General features: G+C 70.1%; 19 protein-coding genes. 17 read left to right on the top strand and 2 right to left on the bottom strand.

The genetic code is table 11. The annotated features are described in order from the left end of the window. The first annotated feature begins 291 nt into the window (after positions 1-291). Entirely contained in the window at positions 292-630 is a 339-nt protein-coding gene (locus tag MAA44156_RS18245; protein WP_011725952.1) for a WhiB family transcriptional regulator, read from the top strand. Between the two features lie 23 nt (positions 631-653). Here the strand turns inward: MAA44156_RS18245 and MAA44156_RS18240 are convergent, their stop codons facing one another. After that, entirely contained in the window at positions 654-1,076 is a 423-nt protein-coding gene (locus MAA44156_RS18240) for a metallopeptidase family protein (protein WP_009978749.1), read from the bottom strand. 186 nt (positions 1,077-1,262) lie between these two features. Between MAA44156_RS18240 and MAA44156_RS18235 the strand changes: the two genes are divergently transcribed. The 4 genes from MAA44156_RS18235 to manA all read left to right on the top strand — a co-directional run bounded on the left by MAA44156_RS18235 (position 1,263) and on the right by manA (position 5,569). Next, positions 1,263-1,709 carry a DUF3499 domain-containing protein gene (locus MAA44156_RS18235; RefSeq protein ID WP_080555763.1) on the top strand — a complete coding sequence of 149 codons (447 nt, stop codon included), beginning with the start codon at positions 1,263-1,265 and terminating at the stop codon, positions 1,707-1,709. Positions 1,710-1,821: 112 nt separating this feature from the next. Next, positions 1,822-3,237 (top strand): phosphomannomutase/phosphoglucomutase, encoded by a 1,416-nt coding sequence (locus MAA44156_RS18230; protein WP_009978747.1) that lies wholly within the window; start codon positions 1,822-1,824, stop codon positions 3,235-3,237. Then, positions 3,234-4,334 (top strand): hypothetical protein, encoded by a 1,101-nt coding sequence (locus MAA44156_RS18225; protein WP_003878948.1) that lies wholly within the window; start codon positions 3,234-3,236, stop codon positions 4,332-4,334. Before MAA44156_RS18230 ends, MAA44156_RS18225 begins: the two co-directional genes overlap by 4 nt. Before the next feature lie 8 nt (positions 4,335-4,342). After that, a complete protein-coding gene (gene manA / locus MAA44156_RS18220; protein WP_009978746.1) occupies positions 4,343-5,569 on the top strand; it encodes a mannose-6-phosphate isomerase, class I in 1,227 nt (408 codons plus the stop codon). Here the strand turns inward: manA and MAA44156_RS18215 are convergent. Then, complete coding sequence (locus MAA44156_RS18215) at positions 5,547-6,956, bottom strand: FAD-dependent oxidoreductase (protein ID WP_009978745.1); 1,410 nt, start codon at positions 6,954-6,956, stop codon at positions 5,547-5,549. The two genes, manA and MAA44156_RS18215, sit on opposite strands and share 23 nt — an antisense overlap. 63 nt (positions 6,957-7,019) lie before the next feature. On the opposite strand from MAA44156_RS18215, the gene MAA44156_RS18210 reads away from it, so the two are divergent. From MAA44156_RS18210 to hpf, 12 genes are all read left to right on the top strand, one after another. After that, positions 7,020-8,537 (top strand): amino acid permease, encoded by a 1,518-nt coding sequence (locus tag MAA44156_RS18210; protein ID WP_029248583.1) that lies wholly within the window; start codon positions 7,020-7,022, stop codon positions 8,535-8,537. A gap of 101 nt (positions 8,538-8,638) precedes the next feature. After that, a complete protein-coding gene (locus MAA44156_RS18205; RefSeq protein WP_003874560.1) occupies positions 8,639-9,886 on the top strand; it encodes an alkane 1-monooxygenase in 1,248 nt (415 codons plus the stop codon). Continuing rightward, positions 9,883-10,056, top strand: coding sequence for a rubredoxin (locus MAA44156_RS18200; RefSeq protein WP_009978743.1), 174 nt, complete (start codon positions 9,883-9,885; stop codon positions 10,054-10,056). Before MAA44156_RS18205 ends, MAA44156_RS18200 begins: the two co-directional genes overlap by 4 nt. Positions 10,057-10,060: 4 nt before the next feature. Next, complete coding sequence (locus tag MAA44156_RS18195; RefSeq protein ID WP_009978741.1) at positions 10,061-10,243, top strand: rubredoxin; 183 nt, start codon at positions 10,061-10,063, stop codon at positions 10,241-10,243. 15 nt (positions 10,244-10,258) lie between these two features. Beyond that, positions 10,259-10,891 carry a TetR family transcriptional regulator AlkX gene (gene alkX, locus MAA44156_RS18190; protein WP_029248582.1) on the top strand — a complete coding sequence of 211 codons (633 nt, stop codon included), beginning with the start codon at positions 10,259-10,261 and terminating at the stop codon, positions 10,889-10,891. 108 nt (positions 10,892-10,999) lie between these two features. Then, positions 11,000-12,490: an adenosylhomocysteinase gene (gene ahcY / locus MAA44156_RS18185; protein WP_003874564.1), complete on the top strand. Its 1,491-nt coding sequence runs from the start codon at positions 11,000-11,002 to the stop codon at positions 12,488-12,490. Between the two features lie 116 nt (positions 12,491-12,606). Continuing rightward, positions 12,607-13,239, top strand: coding sequence for a dTMP kinase (locus MAA44156_RS18180; RefSeq protein WP_009978739.1), 633 nt, complete (start codon positions 12,607-12,609; stop codon positions 13,237-13,239). An 80-nt stretch (positions 13,240-13,319) separates the two neighbouring features. Then, the gene (mtrA, locus tag MAA44156_RS18175) at positions 13,320-14,006 is read left to right on the top strand and encodes a two-component system response regulator MtrA (RefSeq protein ID WP_007168097.1); all 687 of its coding nucleotides are present in this window, start codon (positions 13,320-13,322) and stop codon (positions 14,004-14,006) included. A 58-nt stretch (positions 14,007-14,064) separates the two neighbouring features. Next, positions 14,065-15,762: an MtrAB system histidine kinase MtrB gene (mtrB, locus tag MAA44156_RS18170; protein WP_003878943.1), complete on the top strand. Its 1,698-nt coding sequence runs from the start codon at positions 14,065-14,067 to the stop codon at positions 15,760-15,762. Next, positions 15,762-17,519: an MtrAB system accessory lipoprotein LpqB gene (gene lpqB / locus MAA44156_RS18165; protein WP_009978734.1), complete on the top strand. Its 1,758-nt coding sequence runs from the start codon at positions 15,762-15,764 to the stop codon at positions 17,517-17,519. The genes mtrB and lpqB overlap by 1 nt, the downstream gene beginning before the upstream one ends. Before the next feature lie 66 nt (positions 17,520-17,585). After that, positions 17,586-18,227 (top strand): ComF family protein, encoded by a 642-nt coding sequence (locus MAA44156_RS18160; RefSeq protein WP_009978733.1) that lies wholly within the window; start codon positions 17,586-17,588, stop codon positions 18,225-18,227. Positions 18,228-18,522: 295 nt separating this feature from the next. Continuing rightward, on the top strand, positions 18,523-19,203 hold the full coding sequence (gene hpf, locus MAA44156_RS18155; protein WP_009978732.1) for a ribosome hibernation-promoting factor, HPF/YfiA family: 681 nt from the start codon (positions 18,523-18,525) through the stop codon (positions 19,201-19,203). Positions 19,204-19,297: the final 94 nt, after the last annotated feature.

The raw sequence follows: 19,297 nt of genomic DNA, 5'->3' as shown, positions 1-19,297 counted from the left end.
GGGAAATTGTGAACGGTGTGATCGACACGCCGAAGGCGCAAAACAACAGAAACGCCGAAATTTGATCACGAGATGGTATGGAAATGCGCCAAAGTGCTTGACCCGGCAGGTCAACCCGTGTCTAATCACATCAGTGTCATTTCCCGGTTGGCCGGCCGACTCCGGTGTCGCAGACCGAGATTCGATCACTTGTTCGAATTGTCTGTACATCAGAACAGTGGGAACCAATCACACTCCAATCAAGCTGAGGAGGCGGACGACCGTATGTCTTACGAAAATCTTCGAGGCGCCATGGCGGGCACGCCGCACACCCCGATCGACTCGGCGCCGGCCCGTCCCGTCCGGCCGCACTTGACCGTGGTTCCTGATGCGCCAGTCGCATTCGAGCCCGAGCCGCTGCCGGCGCCCGTCGCCGACCAGTGGCAGGACCGGGCGCTGTGCGCGCAAACCGACCCGGAGGCCTTCTTCCCGGAGAAGGGCGGCTCCACCCGCGAGGCCAAGAAGATCTGCCTGGGCTGCGAGGTGCGCCACGAGTGCCTGGAGTACGCACTCGAGCACGACGAGCGCTTCGGCATCTGGGGCGGTCTGTCCGAACGCGAACGCCGCCGCCTCAAGCGCGGCATCATCTGACCCGCTCTCGCAACGATCGGGGGTCAGTCGTCGTCGATCGTCGGGTCGATGACCGAGGGTTCCACGTCGAGGTAGATGGCGACCTGGGCCACCAGGATTTCGTGCAGTAATTCCCCGAGTTCCACGGTGTCCTTGGCCCGTCGCTCAATTGGCTTGCGGAACAACACAATTCGCGCTCGCGTGGCGTTGCCGCGGATGTCGACACCGGCGGGGATCAACCGGGCCAGCGGAATCGGGCCGTCGGCGATCACCTCCGTCGGCCACTGCACGCTGTCGGGATCCTTGGCCGAGATGCGCGGGATCTCGTCGACCGCCACGTCCAGGTCGGCCAGCCGGTCCTGCCAGTCCCGCTCGATGGGTTCGTAGGCCTCCAGCACCGCCATGTCGAAGCGTTCGGCGCGGCTGCGCCATCCCGGCACGGTGGGCGGCAGCAGCGGGCCGCGCATGTCGCGGCCCCTGCGCGAGAGCCGGCGCGGAGCCGATCGTCGCGAAAACCGGCTGCTTCGGCCGGAGCTGCGCGAATCGCCACGGGATTCACTCATCGGGCCGATGGTAACGGTTGCACATCGGGGGCCGCGGCGTTGCGCGTGTCCGGCGCTTCGGCGGCGTTTGCGCACGATAGCCTTTCGAGCGTGAACGTTCCCCGTCGCTGTTGCCGGCCCGGGTGCCCGCACTACGCCGTGGCGACCCTGACGTTCGTCTACTCGGACTCGACGGCAGTCGTCGGCCCGCTGGCGACCGCACGGGAACCGCATTCCTGGGATTTGTGCGTCAACCACGCCGGCCGGATCACCGCCCCGCGCGGGTGGGACCTGGTGCGCCACGCCGGGCCGCTGCCCACGCACCCCGACGAGGACGACCTGGTCGCCCTCGCCGACGCGGTCCGCGAAGGCGGTTCGGCCGAACGCACGCTGCCCTACGCCGGTGCGGCGGTGCCCCGAAACGGCTTCGGCGATCCGCATCTTCACCCCGGCGGCACCCAGGCCACCGCGCCGAGCAGCAGCCTGATCGCCCCGCCCGAGCAACGTTCCGGACGGCGCCGCGGGCATCTGCGGGTGCTGCCCGACCCCAGCGACTGACCCGGGCCGCACCCGATGGGGGCGCACCCGAATCCGCGCGCACCGCGGCGGCCGGTGTTCTCCCCGGCCCGATAGGCTGGCGGCCAAGAGTTCACGTCGTCAGGAGTCCCGCATGTCCCGGCCCGCCGCGACTGTCCACCGTGTCGTCAAGGCGTACGACGTGCGTGGGCTGGTCGGCGAAGAGCTCGACCAGCCGCTGGTCGCCGACCTCGGCGCGGCCTTCGCCAAGCTGATGCGCGCCGAGGGCGCCGGCCAGGTCGTCATCGGCCACGACATGCGCGACAGCTCACCCACCCTGGCCGCCGCGTTCGCCGCCGGGGTGACCGGGCAGGGTCTGGACGTAGTGCGCATCGGGCTGGCGTCCACCGATCAGCTCTACTTCGCGTCCGGCCTGCTGGACTGCCCCGGCGCGATGTTCACCGCGAGCCACAACCCGGCGGCCTACAACGGGATCAAGCTGTGCCGTGCCGGCGCCCGGCCGGTCGGCGCCGACAGCGGGTTGCGCACCATCGCCGACGACGTGATCGCCGGCGTCGAGGACTACGACGGGCCACCGGGATCGGTCGGCGACCGCGACGTGCTGGCCGACTACGGGCGGTTCCTGCGCTCGCTGGTGGACACCTCCGGGCTGCGCCCGCTGCGGGTGGCCGTCGACGCCGGCAACGGCATGGCCGGCCTCACCACACCCGCGGTGCTCGGCCCGATCGAGTCGATCACGTTGGCGCCGTTGTACTTCGAGCTCGACGGCTCCTTCCCGCACCACGAGGCCAACCCGCTGGACCCGGCCAACCTGGTCGACCTGCAGGCCTACGTGCGCGAGACCGGCGCCGACATCGGCCTGGCCTTCGACGGCGACGCCGATCGCTGCTTCGTGGTCGACGAGCGCGGCAACCCGGTGTCGCCGTCGACCGTGACCAGCCTGGTGGCCGCCCGCGAACTCGGCCGCGAGATCGGCGCGACGATCATCCACAACGTGATCACCTCGCGCGCGGTGCCCGAGCTGGTCAGCGAGCGCGGCGGCACCCCGCTGCGCTCGCGGGTGGGGCACTCCTACATCAAGGCGCTGATGGCCGACACCGGCGCGATCTTCGGCGGCGAGCACTCGGCGCACTACTACTTCCGCGACTTCTGGGGCGCCGACTCCGGGATGCTGGCCGCGCTGTACGTGCTGGCCGCCCTCGGCGAACAGGACCGCCCGCTGTCCGAGCTGACCGCGGACTACCAGCGCTACGAGTCGTCCGGCGAGATCAACTTCACCGTCGCCGACGCCGGGCAGTGCACCGAAGCGGTGCTGAGGTCGTTCGGCACCCGGATCCACTCCCTGGACCACGTGGACGGGGTGACCGTGGACCTGGGCGACGGCAGCTGGTTCAACCTGCGCAGCTCCAACACCGAACCGCTGCTGCGGCTCAACGTGGAGGGCCGCACGGCAGAGGACGTCGCCGCGGCGGTCGCCCAGATCAGCGCCGAGATCGCCGCGATCACCGCGGGAACGACGACCGAGGCGGACGCGGGGGCGGCGCCGTGAACGCCACCCGCGCAATCGATCTGGAGGACACCGAGGGCCTGCTGAGCGCCGACCGCGACGGCCTGCTGCGGGCCGCGTCGTCGGCCGGCGCGCAGGTGCGGGCCATCGCCACCGCGGTCGAGGAGGGCGCGCTGGAGCCGCTGCGGGTCGAGGACCGGCCGCGCAGCGTGATCTGGGTGGCCGGCCGCGGAACCGCCGAGACCGCCGGGGTGATGCTGTCGGCGACGCTCGGGGGAGTGGCCTCGCAGCCGTTCGCGCTGGCCGGCGAGGCGCCGCCGTGGGTGGGCCCGCTCGACGTGCTGGTCGTCGCCGGCGACGACCCCGGCGACCCGGCGCTCGTCGCCGCCGCCGCGACCGGGGTGCGCCGCGGCGCGCGGGTGGTGGTCGTCGCGCCGTACGAGGGACCGCTGCGCGATTCCACCGCGGGCCGCGCCGCCGTGCTGGCGCCCCGACTGTGGGTGCCCGACGAGTTCGGCCTGTGCCGGTATTTGGCCGCCGGGCTGGCGGTGGTCCACGCCGTGGACCCGCGGCCCAGCGTCGACCTGGGGCTGCTCGCCGACGAGCTGGACGCCGAGGCGCTGCGCAACAGCGCCGGGCGCGAGCTGTTCACCAACCCGGCCAAGCTGCTGGCCGCGCGGATCGCCGATCGCCAGGTCGCGCTGGCCGGCGACAGCGCGGCGACCCTGGCGCTGGCCCGGCACGGCAGCTCAGTGCTGTTGCGGGTGGCCAACCAGGTGACCCCGGCCACCGGGCTGGCCGACGCGGTGGTCGCCATGCGCGCGGCGGTGCCGCGCGCCCTGGAGGATCCGGACGCCGCGCTGTTCCACGACGAGCAGATCGACGGGCCGCTGCCGCCCCGGCTGCGGGTGCTGGCGGTGGTGCTGGCCGCCGAGCAGACGGTGGTGGCCGCCCGCACGGCCGGGCTCGACGACGTGTACCTGCTGGCCGCCGAGGATGTGCCCGACGGCCCCGGCGGCTCGGCCGGCTCCGGCGTGTCACCCGCACTCGGCGGGCCCGGGCGGACCGAGCAGCAGCTGGCGGTGCTGGCCGTCCGGCTGGAGATGGCCGCCGTTTACATGCGACTGGTGCGGGGATAGATAGAACAGTGGAGCTGCTTCGCGGGGCTTTGAGAACATACGCATGGGGTTCGCGTACCGCCATCGCCGAATTCACCGAACGACCGGTGCCGGCGGCGCATCCGGAGGCCGAACTCTGGTTCGGCGCCCACCCGGGCGACCCGGCCTGGCTGGAGACCGACAACGGCGAGATCACGTTGCTCGACGCGCTGCGCGCCGACCCGGAGGGACAGCTCGGTCCGGGGTCGCGGGCCCGGTTCGGTGACGTGCTGCCGTTTTTGGTCAAGGTGCTGGCCGCCGACGAGCCACTGTCGCTGCAGGCACATCCGAGCGCCGAGCAGGCGGCCGAGGGCTACCTGCGCGAGGAGCGGCTCGGCATCCCGCTGAACTCGCCGGTGCGCAACTACCGCGACACCTCGCACAAGCCGGAGTTGCTGGTCGCGCTGTATCCGTTCGAGGCGCTGGCCGGGTTCCGCCCGGCGTCGCGCACCGTCGAGCTGCTGCGGGCGCTGGCCGTCTCCGATCTCGATCCCTTCATCGAGTTGCTGGGCGACCAGTCCGACGCCGACGGCCTGCGCGCGCTGTTCACCACCTGGATCACCGCCCCGCAGCCCGACATCGACGTGGTGGTGCCCGCCGTGCTGGACGGCGCAATCGCCTATCTCAGTTCGGGCGCAACGGAATTCGCGGCCGAGGCCAAGACCGTGCTCGAGCTGGGCGAGCGCTATCCCGGCGACGCCGGGGTGCTGGCGGCGTTGCTGCTCAACCGGGTCAGCCTGGCACCGGGCGAGGCTATCTTCGTCTCGGCCGGCAACCTGCACACCTATCTGCGGGGCTTCGCCGTGGAGGTGATGGCCAACTCCGACAACGTGTTACGCGGCGGCCTGACCCCCAAGCACGTCGACGTGCCCGAGCTGCTGCGGGTGCTCGACTTCGCGCCCACCACCGAGGACCAGCTGCGCCCGCGCGTGCGGCGCGAGGGCTTCGGGCGGATCTATGAGACCCCGACCGACGAGTTCGCCGTCGCGCTGTTGGAGCTCGAGGACGAGTACGTCGGCCACGAGGTGGACGCCACCTGCAGCCACGACGGCCCGCAGATCCTGCTGTGCATCCAGGGCTGCACGACCGTGCACGGCAAATCCGGCTCGCTGCGGCTCAAGCGCGGCATGGCCGCCTGGGTGGCCGCCGACGATGCCCCGATCCGGCTGGTCGCCCACGAACCCACCAAGCTGTTCAGGGCGACGGTCGGGCTGTAGCGGTCCCCGGCCGGCCCGCACGGCGGCGCTGCCCCAGCCACAGCCGCATGTTGTGCCCGACGGCGCGCCCGACGATGCGGGGCGGCGGGATCAGGTAGAGGCTGTCCAGCAGCGAGAACCGGCGCAGAAACCATTCCGCCAGAACGGGTTCGGTCTCGGCGGCGCCCAGGAACTGGTCGAACAGCGCGCCCGACGGTCGCCACCACCACGGGGCGGGTCGTTTGGTGGTGGCGTGGTGGAAGGTGACGTCGCCGATGGCGTTCATCGTCCACACCGGGAAGGTGGTCTTGGCGGTGGCCCGGTACAGCGCCGCGGCCAGCCGGTCGTCGGGGCATCGCAGCGCGCGGCGCAGATGACCGGCCTGCAGCGCGGTCATCGTCATCCCCTGGCCGAAGGTGGGGTTGAAGCTGGCCACCGCGTCGCCGAGGGCGACGATGCCGGCCGGGACGCGGTCCAGCTTGTCGTAGCGGCGCCACCGGCTGGCCGGAAAGGCGTGAAACGCGGGATCGCCCAGCGGCTCGGCCCGGGCCAGCGCGTCGCCGAAGTGGGCGGGCAGCAAGCGGCGCGCCAGCGTCAGCATTTCGGGGAACGTGCGGGGCGGTTTGGCGTCGGCCACCCCGAACGTGGTCAACACCCAGACCCGGTCCTCGTAGCACAGCATGCCCAGCCCCAGCGGCTCGTCGTGCGAGGCGCCGGCCACCACCACCTTCTGGGCGATCAGCCCGTCGGGGATGTGGAAGTGCTGGGTGGCGTAGTTGATGCCGATGTCGATCACCTCTTCGGGTGGGCGCTGAAAACCCCACTGCGACAACCACACCGGCAATCGGGTGCCGCGCCCCGCCGCGTCGACCACCAGATCGGCGGCGACGAACTCCGCGGACCCGCCGGCGACCGGGTCCAGCCACACCCCGGTCACCCGCGCTCGCGCCGGGTCGAACCGCGGCTGGGCCACCGAGCGGCGCAGCACCGTCACGTTGCCGATGGCGTGCACCCGTTTGCGCAGCTGCCATTCCAGCTGCGGACGGCTGGGCACGTAGGCGGTGAACTCGTCGCGCAGGGTTTGCCCGGTGCCCAGCACGTGGCCGGTGGCGCCCAGATGGATGCACTCGGGCCGGTTGTGCAGCCTGGGCACGCCGGCGGCCGTCATGTCGTCGAGCAGGCCGGGAAACAGCTTCTCGAATTCGATCGCCCCGCGCGCCATCAGCAGGTGCAGGTGCCGGTCCTGCGGGACGGTCGCCCGGCTGGCCGGCGCGGCCGGCAACTCGTCGCGCTCGCAGACCGTCACCGCCGAATACGACTCCGACAGCACCCGCGCCGCGCACAGGCCGGCGATGCTTCCCCCGATGACCAGCGCGTGCTCCCGCGCGTTTGCTTTGCCGTCCGGCATCTGCGGAGACTACCCAGTACTGTGACGGACCAATGGCTCCCAGCGTTGGGAAAGGGCGGTTGAATGGCCAGTCGATGGCGGACGAAGTCGGTGGAACAGTCGATCGCCGACACCGACGAGCCGGACACCCGGCTGCGCAAGGACCTGACCTGGTGGGACCTGGTCGTGTTCGGCGTCGCGGTGGTGATCGGCGCCGGCATCTTCACCGTCACCGCGTCGACGACCGGCGACATCACCGGCCCGGCCATCTGGGTGTCGTTCGTGATCGCGGCGGGCACCTGCGCGCTGGCGGCGCTGTGCTACGCCGAGTTCGCCTCCACCCTGCCGGTGGCCGGCAGCGCCTACACCTTCTCCTACGCCACCTTCGGGGAGTTCCTGGCCTGGATCATCGGCTGGAATCTGCTGCTGGAGTTGGCAATCGGCGCCGCGGTGGTGGCCAAGGGCTGGTCCAGCTATCTGGGCACGGTGTTCGGATTCTCCGGCGGCACAGTCAAATTCGGGGCCGTCCAGCTCGACTGGGGTGCGCTGGTGATCGTCGGTGGGGTGGCCACCCTGATCGCGCTGGGCACCAAGCTGTCGTCGAGGTTCTCCGCGGTGATCACCGGGATCAAGGTGTCGGTGGTGGTGTTCGTCGTGGTGGTCGGCGTCTTCTACATCAAGCGCGCCAACTACTCGCCGTTCATCCCCAAGCCGGAGGCCGGCGGCCAGGCCAAGGTCATCGACCAGTCGGTGCTGTCGCTGCTGACCGGGGCGCACACCAGCCACTACGGCTGGTACGGCGTGCTGGCCGGGGCGTCCATCGTGTTCTTCGCGTTCATCGGGTTCGACATCGTGGCCACCATGGCCGAGGAGACCAAGCATCCGCAGCGCGACGTCCCCCGGGGCATCCTGGCGTCGCTGGGCATCGTCACGCTGCTCTACGTGGCCGTCGCCGTCGTGTTGTCCGGCATGGTGTCCTACACCCAACTCAAGACGATGCCGGGCCGCGGGCAGGCCAACCTGGCCACCGCCTTCACCGCCAACGGCATCCACTGGGCGAGCAAGATCATCTCCATCGGCGCACTGGCCGGGCTAACTACGGTCGTGATGGTGCTGATGCTCGGCCAGTGCCGGGTGCTGTTCGCGATGGCGCGCGACGGGCTGTTGCCGCGGGCGCTGGCCAAGACCGGGTCGCGGGGCACGCCGGTGCGCATCACCGTGCTGGTCGCCCTGGTGGTGGCGGTGACAGCCTCGGTGTTCCCGATCACCAAGCTCGAGGAGATGGTCAACGTCGGAACGCTGTTCGCCTTCGTCCTGGTCTCCGCCGGGGTGATGGTGCTGCGCCGCACCCGGCCGGATCTGGAGCGGGGCTTCAAGGCGCCGTGGGTGCCGGTGCTGCCGATCGCCTCGATCGGCGCCTGCGTGTGGCTGATGCTCAACCTCACCGCGCTTACCTGGGTCCGGTTCGGCATCTGGCTGGTGGTGGGTACGGCGATCTACGCCGGCTACGGCTACTGGCACTCGGTGCAGGGCCGTCGCGACGCGGGCGAACCCGACCGCAGCGACGCGCTGGCGGCCGACCCCAACAGCCCGGTGCCGTAAAGCCACCTGGCTTTACAAACAGACCCTTTTGTCTAGACAGGAGACGTAGACGCCGGTATTGTCAACCTCCAACGTGGTGTGACTCACAAGGAGGTTTCCAAATGACCACCGTTGACCTGCAACAACCCTCGGATCCGGCCGCCTGGCGGGACAAGAAGCGCCGGCTGTGGCTGATGGGGCTGATCGCGCCGACGGCGCTGTTCGTGATGCTGCCGCTGGTCTGGGCCCTGAACCGGCTGGGCTGGCACGCCGCCGCCCAGGTGCCGCTGTGGATCGGGCCGATCCTGCTCTACGTCCTGTTGCCGATCCTCGACCTGCGCTTCGGCCCCGACGGCCAGAACCCGCCCGACGAGGTGATGGAGCGGCTGGAGAACGACAAGTACTACCGCTACTGCACCTACGTCTACATCCCGTTCCAGTACCTGAGCGTGATCCTGGGCGCCTACCTGTTCACCGCCACCGACCTGAGCTGGCTGGGCTTCCACGGCGGCCTCGGCTGGGCGGGCAAGCTGGGGCTGGCGCTGTCGGTCGGCGTGCTCGGCGGCGTCGGCATCAACACCGCGCACGAGATGGGCCACAAGAAGGACTCGCTGGAGCGCTGGCTGTCCAAGATCACCCTGGCCCAGACCTGCTACGGCCACTTCTACATCGAGCACAACCGCGGCCACCACGTGCGGGTGGCCACGCCGGAGGATCCGGCGTCGGCCCGGTTCGGGGAGACCTTCTGGGAGTTCTTGCCGCGCAGCGTGTTCGGCAGCCTGCGTTCCGCGCTGCGGCTGGAAGCCCAACGGCTGCGCCGGCTCGGCAAGAACCCGTGGAACCCGCTCACCTACCCGTCCAACGACGTGCTCAACGCCTGGGCGATGTCAATCGTGTTGTGGGGCGTGCTGATCGCGGTCTTCGGCCCGGGGCTCATCCCATTCGTGGTCATCCAGGCGGTGTTCGGCTTCAGCCTGCTCGAGGCGGTCAACTACCTGGAGCACTACGGGCTGCTGCGGCGCAAGATCGACTCGCCTTCGGGGAAAGCGCGCTACGAGCGGTGCACGCCCGAGCACAGCTGGAACTCCGACCACGTCGTCACCAACCTGTTCCTCTACCACCTGCAGCGGCACAGCGATCACCACGCCAACCCGACCCGGCGCTACCAGACGCTGCGCAGCCTGGACGGCTCGCCCAACCTGCCCAGCGGGTACGCGTCGATGATCTCGCTCACCTACTTCCCGCCGCTGTGGCGCAAGGTGATGGACCATCGGGTGCTGGCCCACTACGGCGGCGACATCACCCGGGTCAACGTGTCGCCGCGGCGGCGCGCCAAGCTGCTGGCCCGCTACCCGGCGGTGACGGCATGACCCGCTACCGCTGCCCCGGCTGCGACTACATCTACGACGAGGCCAAAGGTGCTCCGCGGGAAGGCTTTCCGGCCGGGACTCCGTTCGCCGACATCTCCGACGACTGGTGCTGCCCCGATTGCGCGGTGCGCGAGAAGGTCGATTTCGAAAACCTGATTGGACAGGAGTGAACCGATGAGCGACTACAAGCTGTTCGTCTGCGTGCAGTGCGGATTCGAGTACGACGAGGCCAAGGGCTGGCCGGAGGACGGCATCGCCCCGGGCACCCGCTGGGACGACATCCCGGAGGACTGGAGCTGCCCGGACTGCGGCGCGGCGAAAAGCGACTTCGAGATGGTGGAAGTGGCGCGGCCCTGATCGGGCTGAAACCCGATGCCCAAACCCGATATTGTCGCGGCTGTGAAGCGGATGCCGTACGCCGAGGCGTCGCGCGCCCTGCTGCGCGACTCGGTGCTGGATGCGATGCGGGATCTGCTGGTGACCCGGGACTGGTCGGCCATCACGCTGTCCGACGTGGCCGGGGCCGCCGGCATCAGCCGTCAGACCATCTACAACGAGTTCGGCTCCCGGCAAGGCCTGGCGCAGGGGTACGCGCTGCGCCTGGCCGACCGCCTGGTCGACACCATCCACGAGGCCCTGGACGCCCACGTCGGCAACATCTACGAGTCGTTCCTGGACGCCTTCCGCAGGTTCTTCGCCGACGCGGCGGCCGACCCGCTGGTGACCTCGCTGCGCACCGGCGTCGCCAAGCCCGACCTGTTGCAGCTGATCACCACCGACAGCGCGGTCATCATCACCCGCGCGTCGGCCCGGCTGGCCTCGGCGCTGACGCACACCTGGGTGTCCACCACCGACGAGGACGCCGGGGTGCTGGCCCGCGCCATCGTGCGGCTGGCGCTGAGCTACGTGTCGATGCCGCCGGAGGCCGACCACGACGTGGCCGCCGATCTGGCCCGGTTGATGACGCCGTTCGCCGAGCGGCACGGCGTCGTCAACGTCGGGTGAGCGTTCCCTGGCCGCGGCGGGGCGCCGACCCGCGACTACAGTGGCGCAAGAACATACCTAAGCTAATTACCCAGTGATCCCCGGACGGCAGGAACAGGAAGAGAACCCATGACGACGACCGAAAACGCGCTCACCCCCGACGTTCGCAACGGCATCGAGTTCAAGGTCGCCGATCTGTCGCTGGCCGACTACGGGCGCCGCGACATCGAGCTCTCGGAGCAGGAGATGCCCGGTCTGATGTCGCTGCGCCGGGAGTACCACGACGTGCAGCCGCTCAAGGGCGCGCGCATCTCCGGCTCGCTGCACATGACCGTGCAGACCGCGGTGCTGATCGAGACGCTGGTGGCGCTGGGCGCCGAGGTGCGCTGGGCGTCCTGCAACATCTTCTCCACCCAGGACCACGCCGCCGCGGCGGTCGTCGTCGGCCCGCACGGCACCCCCGAGGAGCCCCGGGGCGTGCCGGTGTTCGCGTGGAAGGGCGAGACGCTCGAGGAGTACTGGTGGGCCGCGGAGCAGGCGCTGACCTGGCCTCCGCTCGCGGACGGGACAGAGGCGCCGGCCAACATGATCCTCGACGACGGCGGCGACGCCACCATGCTGGTGCTGCGCGGCGCCCAGTACGAGAAGGCCGGCGTGGTGCCGCCCGACGACGAGGACGACTCCGCCGAGCACCGGGTGTTCCTCAACCTGCTGCGCGAGCGCTTCGAGACCGACAAGACCAAGTGGACCAAGATCTCCGAGTCGATCAAGGGCGTCACCGAGGAGACCACCACCGGGGTGCTGCGGCTGTACCAGTTCGCCGCGGCCGGTGATCTGGCGTTCCCGGCGATCAACGTCAACGACTCGGTCACCAAGAGCAAGTTCGACAACAAGTACGGCTGCCGGCACTCGCTGATCGACGGCATCAACCGCGGCACCGACGTGCTGATCGGCGGCAAGAACGTGCTGGTCTGCGGCTACGGCGACGTCGGCAAGGGCAGTGTGGAGTCGCTGGCCGGGCAGGGCGCCCGGGTGACCGTCACCGAGATCGACCCGATCAACGCGCTGCAGGCGCTGATGGAGGGCTACAACGTCAAGCGGGTGGAGGACGTCATCGGCGAGGCCGACATCGTCATCACCGCCACCGGCAACAAGGACATCATCACCCTCGAGCACATGAAGGCGATGAAGGACAAGGCCATCCTGGGCAACATCGGCCACTTCGACAACGAGATCCAGATCGCCCGGCTGGAGAAGTCCGGCGCCATCAAGACCAACATCCGCCCGCAGGTGGACCTGTGGACCTTCCCGGACACCGGCAAGTCGATCATCGTGCTCTCCGAGGGCCGGCTGCTGAACCTGGGCAACGCCACCGGGCACCCGTCGTTCGTGATGAGCAACAGCTTCTCCAACCAGGTGATCGCCCAGATCGAGCTGTGGACCAAGAACGACGAGTACGACAACGAGGTGTACCGGCTGCCCAAGCACCTCGACGAGAAGGTGGCCCGCATCCACGTGGAGGCCCTGGGCGGCGAGCTGACCAAGCTGACCAAGGAGCAGGCCGAGTACATCGGCGTCGACGTCGACGGCCCGTACAAGGCCGACCACTACCGCTACTGAGCGCGCTGCCGGGCGCCGGCGGCCACAGCGCCGGCGGCCCGAGCGTGAACTTAGGTTCACGTTCGGCGCCGAGCGTGAAGATAACTTCACGCTCGGCGGCCCGATAGGCTCGCGCCGTGCTGATCGCGATCGAGGGCGTCGACGGCGCCGGCAAGCGGACACTGGCCGAGGGTCTGCGCAAGGCCTTCGAGGCGGCGGGACAGTCGGTGGCCACGCTGGCCTTCCCGCGGTACGGGCGCTCGGTGACCGCCGACATCGCGGCCGAGGCGCTGCACGGCGAGCACGGCGACCTGGCGTCGTCGGTGTACGCGATGGCGATGCTCTTCGCGCTGGACCGGGCCGCGGCCGTCGGCGACATCGAGGGCCTGCGCCGCGACCACGACGTGGTGATCATGGACCGCTACGTCGCCTCCAACGCGGCCTACACCGCCGCGCGCCTGCACCAGGACGCCGACGGGCCCGCGGTCGCCTGGGTGCACACCCTGGAGTACGGGCGGCTGAAACTGCCCGCACCCGACCGGCAGGTGCTGCTGGCGGTCTCGGCCGAGCTGGCCGCCGAGCGCGCGCGCAGCCGGGCCGAGTCCGATCCGGGCCGCGCGCGGGACAGCTACGAACGCGACGACGGGCTGCAGCAACGCACCGGCGCGGTGTACGCGCAGCTGGCCGCCGCGGGCTGGGGCGGTGCCTGGCGGGTCGTCGACGCGGACGTCGACCCGGCCCGGCTGGCCGCCGATTTGGCGGCCGAATAGCACAGATTTGTCACGATTCGGCCGTATCCGAGAAGAAACGCCCGTGTGGCGCCCCAATTTTGTCCCGATCTGGTGACACCATGGACTCCATGAGGCAAAGGATTCTCGTCGTCGATGACGACGCTTCGCTCGCCGAGATGCTCACCATCGTGCTGCGTGGGGAGGGTTTCGACACTGCGGTCATCGGTGACGGCACCCAGGCCCTGACCGCGGTGCGCGAGCTGCGCCCCGACCTGGTCCTGTTGGACCTGATGCTGCCGGGCATGAACGGCATCGACGTGTGCCGGGTGCTGCGCGCCGACTCCGGCGTGCCGATCGTGATGCTGACCGCCAAGACCGACACCGTCGACGTGGTCCTGGGCCTCGAGTCGGGCGCCGACGACTACATCATGAAGCCGTTCAAGCCCAAGGAGCTGGTGGCCCGGGTGCGGGCGCGGCTGCGCCGCAACGACGACGAACCCGCCGAGATGCTGTCCATCGCCGACGTGGAGATCGACGTGCCGGCGCACAAGGTCACCCGCAACGGCGAGCAGATCTCGTTGACCCCGCTGGAATTCGACCTGCTGGTGGCGTTGGCGCGCAAACCGCGGCAGGTGTTTACTCGTGATGTGCTGCTCGAACAGGTGTGGGGCTATCGGCACCCGGCGGACACCCGCCTGGTGAACGTGCACGTCCAGCGTCTGCGGGCCAAGGTCGAGAAAGACCCTGAGAACCCGACCGTGGTGTTGACCGTTCGAGGAGTGGGTTACAAGGCCGGACCTCCGTGATCGCCGGCTGCGCCGGCGAAGATGCAGAACGGAGTGATGCTGAGGAGCGGCGTCATTGATGATGTGGGGCTCCCGGCGACGTACGCGGAGCCGCTGGGGGCGCTCCGGTCCGATGACTCGCGGCATGGGCGCGGTGAGCCGGGCGGTGGGCACGGCCTGGCGGCGCTCGCTGCAGCTGCGTGTGGTGGCGCTGACCCTGGGGCTGTCCCTGGCGGTCATCCTGGCGCTGGGCTTCGTGCTGACGTCCCAGGTCACCAATCGCGTGCTCGACGTCAAGGTGAAGGCCGCCATCGAGCAGATCGAGCGGGCCCGCACCACGGTCGGCGGGATCGTCAACGGCGAAGAGGCGCGCTCGCTGGACAGCAGCCTGCAGCTGGCCCGCAACACGCTGACATCTAAGACCGATTCAGCCTCGGGGGCGGGGACGGCCGGCACCTTCGACGCCGTGCTGATGGTGCCCGGCGACGGCCCACGCGCGGCCACCACGGCCGGCCCCGTCGATCAGGTGCCCGCTTCGCTGCGGGGCTTCGTCAAGGCCGGGCAGGCGTCCTACCAGTACGCCACCGTGCACACCGACGGGTTCTCCGGGCCGGCGCTGATCGTCGGCAGCCCGGCCTCTTCCCAAGTGGCCAACCTGGAGCTGTACCTGATCTTCCCGCTGAAGAACGAACAGGCCACCATCCAGCTGGTGCGCGGCACTATGATCACCGGGGGCGCCGTGCTGCTGGTGCTGCTGGCCGGGATCGCGCTGCTGGTGTCGCGGCAGGTGGTGGTGCCGGTGCGTTCGGCATCGCGCATCGCCGAACGGTTCGCCGAGGGGCATCTGTCCGAGCGGATGCCGGTGCGCGGCGAGGACGACATGGCCCGGCTGGCGATGTCGTTCAACGACATGGCCGAGAGCCTGTCGCGGCAGATCACCCAACTGGAGGAGTTCGGAAACCTGCAGCGCCGCTTCACTTCCGACGTGAGCCACGAGCTGCGCACCCCGCTGACCACGGTGCGCATGGCCGCCGACCTGATCTACGACCACAGCGCCGACCTCGATCCGACGCTGGCGCGCTCCACCGAGCTGATGGTCAACGAGCTGGACCGGTTCGAGTCGCTGCTCAACGACCTGCTGGAGATCTCCCGGCATGACGCCGGGGTCGCCGAGCTGTCCGTCGAGGCCGTCGACCTGCGCAGCACGGTGCAGAGCGCGCTGAGCAACGTGGGGCATCTGGCCGAGGATGCCGGCATCGAACTACAGGTGGAGCTGCCGGCCGAGGAGGTCATCGCCGAGGTCGACACCCGCCGGGTGGAGCGGATCTTGCGCAACCTGATCGCCAACGCCATCGACCACGCCGAGCACAAGCCGGTCAAGATCCGGATGGCCGCCGACGAGGACACCGTCGCGGTCACCGTCCGCGACTACGGGGTGGGGTTGCGACCCGGCGAGGAGAAGCTGGTGTTCAGCCGGTTCTGGCGGGCGGACCCGTCGCGGGTGCGCCGCTCCGGCGGCACCGGCCTGGGCCTGGCGATCAGCATCGAGGACGCCCGGCTGCACCAGGGCCGGCTGGAGGCGTGGGGCGAACCGGGCGTCGGCTCGTGCTTCCGGCTCACCCTGCCGCTGGTCCGCGGCCACAAGGTGACCACCAGCCCGCTGCCGATGAAGCCGATCCCGCAGCCGTCCCCGTCCGGTGGGCAGTCCCCGTCGACCGGCCCGCAACACGCGAAAGACCGTGCGCGCCAACGCGAGCACGCCGAAAGGTCGCTGTGATGGGGCGTAAGCTCCTGGGCCTGCTGATGCTGGCCGTGCTGCTCGCCGGCTGCGCCGGGGTGCCCAGTTCGTCGGCGCCGCAAGCCATCGGCACCGTCGAGCGGCCGGCGCCGTCGAACCTGCCCAAGCCCACCCCGGGCATGGACCCCGACGTGTTGCTGCGCGAATTCCTCAAGGCCACAGCCGATCCCGCGAACCGGCATCTGGCGGCGCGCCAGTTCCTCACCCAGTCGGCGTCCAACGCCTGGGACGACGCCGGCAGCGCGCTGCTGATTGACCACGTCGTGTTCGTGGAAACCCGTGCGGCCGAACGTGTTTCGGCGACCATGCGGGCCGACATTCTGGGTTCGCTGTCGGACATGGGGGTGTTCGAGACCGCCGAGGGGGTGCTGCCCGACCCGGGGCCGATCGAGTTGGTCAAGACCTCCGGCGGCTGGCGGATCGACCGCCTGCCCAACGGGGTCTTCCTGGACTGGCAGCAGTTCCAGGCCACCTACAAGCGCAACACGCTGTATTTCGCCGACCCGACCGGCAAGACCGTGGTGCCCGATCCGCGCTACGTCGCGGTGCCCGACCACGATCAGCTGGCCACCGAGCTGGTCTCCAAGCTGATCGCCGGGCCGCGGCCCGAGATGGCGCACACGGTGCGCAATCTGCTGGCCCCGCCGCTGCGGTTGCGCGGGCCGGTGACCCGGGCCGACGGCGGCAAGAGCGGGATCGGACGGGGCTACGGCGGCGCGCGCATCGACCTGGAGAAGCTGTCCACCACCGATCCGCACAGCAGGCAATTGGTTGCGGCACAGATCATTTGGACCCTGGCCCGGGCCGACATCCGGGGCCCGTACGTGATAAACGCCGACGGCGCGCCGCTGGACGACCGGTTCCGCGACGGCTGGACCACCTCCGACGTGGCCGCCACCGACCCCGGCGTCGCCGACGGAGCGGGTGCCGGGCTGCATGCCCTGGTGAACGGGTCACTGGTGTCGCTGGACGGGCAGCACACCGTCGTGGTGCCCGGGGCGTTCGGGCGGATGGGCGATCAGACCGGCGCCGCGCTGTCGCGCAACGGCCGCCAGGTGGCGTCGGTGGTGACGCTGCACCGCGGCGCCCCGGACATGGCGGCCTCGTTGTGGATCGGTGATCTGGGCGCCGAGGCGGTGCAGTCCGCCGACGGGCACAGCCTGTCGCGGCCCACCTGGTCGCTGGACGACGTGGTCTGGGTGGTGGTCGACGGCAACAACGTGCTGCGGGCAATTCAGGAGCCGGCGTCCGGGCAGCCCGCCCGGCTGCCGGTGGACTCGGTGGCGGTGGCCACCCGGTTCCCGGGGCCGATCACCGACCTGCAGCTGTCCCGGGACAGCACCCGCGCCGCGATGGTGATCGGCGGCCAGGTGATCCTGGCCAGCGTCGAGCAGACCCAGGCCGGCCAGTACGCCCTGACGTATCCGCGCCGGCTCGGTTTCGGGCTGGGCAATTCGGTGGTGTCGCTGTCCTGGCGCACCGGCGACGACATCGTGGTGACCCGCACCGACCCCAGCCACCCGGTCTCCTACGTCAACCTCGACGGGGTCAACTCCGACGCCCCGCCGCACGGTGTGCAGATGCCGGTGACGACGGTGGTGGCCAACCCGTCCACCGCCTATGTCGCGGGTCCCCAAGGGGTGCTGCAGTATTCGCCGTCGGCGGACGGCCAGCAGGGCTGGTCGGAGGTGCCCGGGCTGACGGTGCCCGGCGCCGCGCCGGTGCTGCCGGGCTAGCGGCGATCGCCAGCGCGGCCGCAAGGCCGGGCGCCACCTGTCACCCCCGCCCGCCACACTGGCGGCATGCTCGACCTGTTCTTGCCGGCCGAATGCGGCGGCTGCGCGGCGCCCGCGACCCGCTGGTGCCCGGCCTGCGCGGCCGAGCTGGTCGTCAAACCCGACGAACCGCACGTGGTGAACCCGCGCGTCGACCCAGGCGTCCCGGTGTTCGCGCTCGGCCGCTATGCCAACACCCGGCGGCGCGCCCTCCTGGCGCTCAAGGAACACGGCCGCGCCGACCTCGTCGCGCCGCTGGCGGGCGCCCTGGCCGTCGCGGTGCATCGGCTGCTGTGCTGGGGCATCGTCGCCACCCCGCTGATCGTCGTGCCCGCCCCCACACGACGGTCGGCCGCGCGCCGCCGCGGCGGCGATCCCATCACCCGGCTGGCGCGCGCCGCGGTGGCCCGCCATCCCGACATCGCCGTCGCCCCGATGTTGCGGATCCGGGCGCTCACCCGCGACTCGGTGGGGCTGGGCACCGCCGAGCGGGAACGCAACATCGCCGGCCGGGTGGTGCTGCGCGGCCGGCCCGCGCCGCTGCCGGGCGCCGACGTCCTCGTCGTCGACGACGTCGTCACCACCGGGGCGACGGCGCGCGAGTCGGTGCGCGTCCTGCACGCGGCGGGGGCCCGGGTCGCCGCCGTGCTGGCGATCGCGGCGGCGTGAATCGCGATGTGAAGAACACGCAACAGCTCGACGAAATTAGTGGCATCGGAAGCCGAACACGAGCTAACGTCGAGGACAACATCATCGACTCTGGTTCGACTCACTGGTCGCGATATTTCCAGGTTGAGACCCACGCGGAAGGGGTGAGTAATCGACACCTTGCTCCGGCGGGCAGCCTGCGGCGGTAGCCAGTCTCGAACCGCTCTCACCTCGTCGGCGCATCACATCAGCCGGGCACGCAGGGCGCGTGCGACGTGAAAAGAGAAACGAGTTGTCACGTATGTCAAGGCTATCCGTGGATTCCGGTCAGATTCTGGACCAGTCGTCGCCCAGCACCGACGGGCAAGGCCAACCGACGGCCACCGCCGAAGTCGTGTTCAAGGGCCGCAACGTAGAAATCCCCGATCACTACCGTCTGTACGTCTCGCAAAAACTCGCCCGCCTCGAGCGGTTCGACCGCTCGATCTATCTCTTCGACGTCGAACTCAAGCACGCGCCCAACCGGCGGCAGCGCAAGTCCTGTCAACGGGTGGAGATCACCGCCCGCGGCCGCGGCCCCGTCAGCCGGGCGGAGGCCTGCGCCGACAGCTTCTACGCCGCCTTCGAGTCCGCGGTCGACAAGCTGGAGAACCGGCTGCGCCGCGTCAAGGATCGCCGCAAGGTGCACTACGGCGACAAGACCCCGGTCTCGCTGGCCGCCGCCACCGCGGTGCCCCCGCGCGCGCCGCTGCCCAGCGAGCCGCAGCCGGCGGCCGACCATGACGGCGTGGAGCCCGACACCGAGCTCGACCGGGAGCCCGGGCGCATCGTGCGCACCAAGGAGCACCCGGCCATCCCGATGACGGTCGACGACGCGCTCTACGAAATGGAACTCGTCGGGCACGACTTCTTTCTCTTTCAGGACAAGCAGACCGAACGGCCCTGTGTGGTCTACCGCCGGCACGCCTACGACTATGGCCTGATCCGGCTGGCCTGACTGATCCCGTCGTCCGCCGAACGTCGACTTTATTGCGCGATTTCGGGCGAATCCGCACCACGAGTCGACGTTCGGCGTCCAAAGAGCGACGTCA

Origin of the sequence: Mycobacterium avium subsp. avium (assembly GCF_009741445.1) — a bacterium.
Classification (GTDB): Bacteria; Actinomycetota; Actinomycetes; order Mycobacteriales; family Mycobacteriaceae; genus Mycobacterium; species Mycobacterium avium.
The sequence above is the reverse complement of the archived record's forward strand: the minus strand, read 5'-3'. Positions and strand labels throughout refer to the sequence as shown.

Excerpts from the sequence above, each read along its gene's own strand:
- MAA44156_RS18245 (WP_011725952.1), top strand. The coding sequence starts at position 292 with ATGGCGGGCACGCCGCACACCCCGATCGACTCGGCGCCGGCCCGTCCC.
- MAA44156_RS18240 (WP_009978749.1), bottom strand. The coding sequence starts at position 1,076 with ATGCGCGGCCCGCTGCTGCCGCCCACCGTGCCGGGATGGCGCAGCCGC.
- MAA44156_RS18230 (WP_009978747.1), top strand. The coding sequence starts at position 1,822 with ATGTCCCGGCCCGCCGCGACTGTCCACCGTGTCGTCAAGGCGTACGAC.
- MAA44156_RS18215 (WP_009978745.1), bottom strand. The coding sequence starts at position 6,956 with ATGCCGGACGGCAAAGCAAACGCGCGGGAGCACGCGCTGGTCATCGGG.
- MAA44156_RS18210 (WP_029248583.1), top strand. The coding sequence starts at position 7,020 with ATGGCCAGTCGATGGCGGACGAAGTCGGTGGAACAGTCGATCGCCGAC.
- MAA44156_RS18205 (WP_003874560.1), top strand. The coding sequence starts at position 8,639 with ATGACCACCGTTGACCTGCAACAACCCTCGGATCCGGCCGCCTGGCGG.
- MAA44156_RS18200 (WP_009978743.1), top strand. The coding sequence starts at position 9,883 with ATGACCCGCTACCGCTGCCCCGGCTGCGACTACATCTACGACGAGGCC.
- MAA44156_RS18195 (WP_009978741.1), top strand. The coding sequence starts at position 10,061 with ATGAGCGACTACAAGCTGTTCGTCTGCGTGCAGTGCGGATTCGAGTAC.
- alkX (WP_029248582.1), top strand. The coding sequence starts at position 10,259 with ATGCCCAAACCCGATATTGTCGCGGCTGTGAAGCGGATGCCGTACGCC.
- ahcY (WP_003874564.1), top strand. The coding sequence starts at position 11,000 with ATGACGACGACCGAAAACGCGCTCACCCCCGACGTTCGCAACGGCATC.
- mtrA (WP_007168097.1), top strand. The coding sequence starts at position 13,320 with ATGGACTCCATGAGGCAAAGGATTCTCGTCGTCGATGACGACGCTTCG.
- mtrB (WP_003878943.1), top strand. The coding sequence starts at position 14,065 with ATGATGTGGGGCTCCCGGCGACGTACGCGGAGCCGCTGGGGGCGCTCC.
- lpqB (WP_009978734.1), top strand. The coding sequence starts at position 15,762 with ATGGGGCGTAAGCTCCTGGGCCTGCTGATGCTGGCCGTGCTGCTCGCC.
- MAA44156_RS18160 (WP_009978733.1), top strand. The coding sequence starts at position 17,586 with ATGCTCGACCTGTTCTTGCCGGCCGAATGCGGCGGCTGCGCGGCGCCC.